5 protein-coding genes are annotated in these 3,551 nt (G+C 69.6%); 2 read left to right on the forward strand and 3 right to left on the reverse strand.

The features are described 5' to 3' along the window. A partial coding sequence (locus tag ROTAS13_RS21185; protein ID WP_253187732.1) for an amidase family protein occupies positions 1-610 on the forward strand: 610 nt, incomplete at its 5' end. 83 nt (positions 611-693) lie between these two features. Further along, positions 694-1,068 (forward strand): hypothetical protein, encoded by a 375-nt coding sequence (locus ROTAS13_RS21190; RefSeq protein ID WP_019462421.1) that lies wholly within the window; start codon positions 694-696, stop codon positions 1,066-1,068. A 114-nt stretch (positions 1,069-1,182) separates the two neighbouring features. Here the strand turns inward: ROTAS13_RS21190 and ROTAS13_RS21195 are convergent, their stop codons facing one another. The 3 genes from ROTAS13_RS21195 to ROTAS13_RS27840 form a co-directional block, all read right to left on the reverse strand. Continuing rightward, positions 1,183-1,713, reverse strand: coding sequence for a DUF3576 domain-containing protein (locus ROTAS13_RS21195; RefSeq protein ID WP_075823319.1), 531 nt, complete (start codon positions 1,711-1,713; stop codon positions 1,183-1,185). Positions 1,714-1,851: 138 nt separating this feature from the next. After that, on the reverse strand, positions 1,852-3,204 hold the full coding sequence (locus ROTAS13_RS21200) for a porin (protein ID WP_075823320.1): 1,353 nt from the start codon (positions 3,202-3,204) through the stop codon (positions 1,852-1,854). A gap of 136 nt (positions 3,205-3,340) precedes the next feature. Then, positions 3,341-3,551: hypothetical protein (locus ROTAS13_RS27840; protein ID WP_216348708.1), on the reverse strand; the 211-nt coding region annotated here is incomplete at its 5' end.

The raw sequence follows: 3,551 nt of genomic DNA on the forward strand, positions 1-3,551 counted from the left end.
CTGCGTGCGCCCCGAGGGGCTGGCCACCCATCCCGCCGTGGAGAAGGCCCTGCGCGCCGCCGCCCTGGCCTTGCAGGAGGCGGGCTGGACCGTGGTCGAGACCCCCTGCCCGCCGCTGCGGGAGCCGGCGCATCTGCAGGCCCTGCTCTGGCTGGCGGAAAGCCGGCGCAGCGGCAACAAGGCCTATCAGGCCGAGAACGAGGCGGAATCCCTGGCCGTGCTGGCCATGATGGAGGCGCGTGCCCCAGAGGCCGGGGAGCATGGCGTCGCCGATGCCCTGACCCGGCGGGCCGGCTTCCTGCGGCAGTGGAACCTCTTCCTGGAGCGCTATCCGCTGGTCCTCCTGCCCGTCTCGGCGGAGCCGCCCTTCCCCGATGCACTCGACATCGAGAGCGAGGCCAGCTTCGAGCGGGTGATCGAGGCGCAGCTCGTGCAGATCGGGCTGCCGCTGATGGGCCTGCCCGCCCTGACGGTCGCCACCTCCGACGCGTCTTCGGCGCCGATGGGGGTGCAGCTGGTGGCCGGGCGCTATCGCGAGGACCTGCTGCTGGAGGCCGGGGCCGTCATCGCGCCGGAGCCCATCGCGCCGGTCGAGCCCGTTACAGAGTGATGCATTTCGCCCCAGGGTGAGGGCAAACCTGCCTCGATTCCGCCATGGGCCGGCACCATCTTGGCTATCGAGGAGCAATGCCCATGCGCCGCATCACCAAGATCACCCTGGCCGCGACGGCCGCCCTGTCCCTGGGCGCCGTCGTCGCAGCCCCGGCCGAGGCCCAGCCTTACTGGGGACCGGGTGGTGGCTATCATCGCCACCACGGCCCCGGCCCCGGCGGAGCACTCGCCCTGGGCCTGGGCGCCGGCGTCCTGGGCGGCCTCGCCCTTGGCCTGGCCACGCAGGCGGCCCCGCCCCCGCCGCCCCGGGTCTATTACGCGCCGCCCCCGCCGCCGGTCGTGTACGAGTATGCGCCGCCACCGGTGATCTATCAGCCGCCGCCCGTGGTGTACCGCCCGGCCCCGGTCTATGCGCCGCCGCCCGGCTACGTGGTCCGCGGTCCCGGCTACTGGTAACGGGCGGGCGCCTGACGGGGCGCCCCCATCCGGACAGCCAGAACCGCTTCCAGAAGAAAGGCCTTTCCCCCCGGGGGGAAAGGCCTTTTTCCTTGGTGCCGGATGGCGCCTGGTTCAGCGCGCGGCGGTCGCCTGTCCGCTGCGGAGTTCCCTTGCCCGGGCGAGGACCTTGTCCTCCAGCTCCGCACTGGTCGCGCTGGACACGGGGGCATCCTGCCAGGTGCCGTTGTGCAGCTCCTGGCGGAAAACCGAGACCCGGACGCCGTCGGAGCGGAGCTGCCGGCCCAGGATATAGGCCGTGGCCCGGAAGCGCTCCCCATTGGCGGCGCTCGGCGTGTACCAGTCGGTGATGATCACCCCGCCGAAGGGATCGGCCGAGGAAAGCGGCATGAAGGACAGGGTGTCCAGGGCGGCACGCCACAGATAGGCGTTCACGCCGAGCCCGGTGCCGGACTGGTCGCCCCCGCCATCACGATTGGTGCGGTCGGTTCCGAACAGCAGGATGCCGTCGGAGCCGCTCAGACGTCCCTGGACACGGGCGCGCCGGCTGTCATCCGTATATTCGTCGTTGCCCACTTGGCGGGTCTGGGAACAGGCCCCCACCAGGATGGGCAGCAGCAGCAGGGCGAGGCGTGTCTTTGGCATGGCGGGCGCACAGTAGAAGCCGCCGCGACACTTGCAAGGGGGGAAAAAGCGAGTGCGCCGCGAAGAAATCATGGCGGCCGATACAAAAAGGGCGGCGGATGGATCCGCCGCCCCTTCTGCACTGGATAGAAACCGCGATCAGAAGGCGATGCGGGTACCCAGGATGAAGACCTTCGAGGTCACCTTGTTGTTGGCGGACCCCGCCGTGCCGGAGATGAAGTTGTAGCCGGCTTCCTTGCGGTAGATGTCCGAGTAGTCGGTCACGATGGTCAGGCCAGGGGCGACGACGTAGGTCGCGCCGACCGACCAGACCAGCTCGCGGCGGCCAGCCGCGATGCCCTGGGCACCGGCGGACTGCAGGTCGTAGTAGTTCGCGCCGACCGTGACCGGGCCCCAGGTATAGGACGCACCGGCGAAGACCTCGCCCATCCTGCGCGTATCGACGGCGCCACGGACCAGCGGAGCGAAGCTGTTGTTGGCCTGGCCCCAATAGTACTCGCCGCCCAGCGTGAAGCCGTAGGCGGTCGCCTGCAGGCCGCCATAGCCCATCCACATCGGCTTGGCCGAGGTGACCGAGGAGGCGATGCCCGAGTTGATGACCTGCTGGCCCTTCGTGGCATCGGCGGTCATGCCGCCGATCGCGGCCTGCAGGCCGACGCCGCCGAAGGAACCGCGCCAGCGGGCGATGCCGAACACCTCGTTGCGACGCTTCGGCGAGCCGCCGGAGAAGGCATTCGCGCGGTCGCAGTCGGAGGTCACGGTGGACAGGATGCAGCCCGTGTCCTCGCCCTCGCCGGTGTTGAAGGCAAAGGAGGCGCCGACGTCGAAGCCGTAGAATTGCGGCGACAGGTAGATGACCTTGGTGTTGTCGCCCGAGTCGTAGGTGAAGGTGGTCGCAGCGCGGTGCGTCGCGGTCACGCTGTCGAACCAGTCGCCGTCGACGCCGCCCGTACCGAAGTTGGCGACGTGACCGACGCTCATCAGGTTCCAGGCGTTGTCTTCGTCACCGAAGCGGACCTGGCCGAAGCCGCCGGCCACGTACATCCACATCTCGTCGGTGTCGAGGCCGGTCTTGGGCGAGCGCACGCGCGAGCCCGAGTACGGCGAATAGGTGCCGTCGTTGTAGTCGACCTCGAGCTCGATCGCGACACCGTAGCGCAGGCCGTTGGTGGCCTTGCCGTTGGCGACGATGTGGATCTCGGCGTCGGAGGCGAAGTCGGACTTGCCGAGACGCGCCGAGGTGTTCGGGGTGGTGGCGGCGCCGGCCACCGGCACGCCCGCGCCGCTGTCCTTGTTGGCGCTGTTCTGGCCCTGCTCGGTGAAGTTGTAGTTGAAGCGGAAAAAGCCGCCGACGCGCACTTCAAGGGCGCGGTGGGACATCATCGGCGGGCCGGGCGGCAGGAACGGGTCGGCACCCTGCGCCAGAGCGCCCTGCGGGGCGAACAGAGCAGCAGCGGCGACGGCCGTGCTCCCCAGAAGAAGCTTACGCATCAAATCCCTCCTCACGCGCATGGGCCGCACCGCCCAGCGATCCCTTCAGCCCGCCTGCCCCCCTGACAGGGAGCTCCTCGTCCAGCGCACCACAGCGATGCGCCCGGCGTGGAGCCAGGCCCGGGCGGACTATGGTTCAGGCCATTCGGAAGGGGCAATGGCCCGGATCACGGGGCCGCGACTTCTGCGAAACACTGTGACCGGAGGGCAACAGCCCCTCCAAGGCAGAAATGCCACAGGCCCAGCCGGGAAGGCGCCGGGCACGGCGGGAATCCACGCCGCCCAGCGCCACGGCGCCGCAGGCTGTCTCTTGATCACATCTACGCACAGCTCCACCGTAAGGCGAA

Origin of the sequence: Roseomonas sp. TAS13 (assembly GCF_001950415.1) — a bacterium.
GTDB classification, from domain to species: Bacteria; Pseudomonadota; Alphaproteobacteria; order Acetobacterales; family Acetobacteraceae; genus Roseomonas; species Roseomonas mucosa.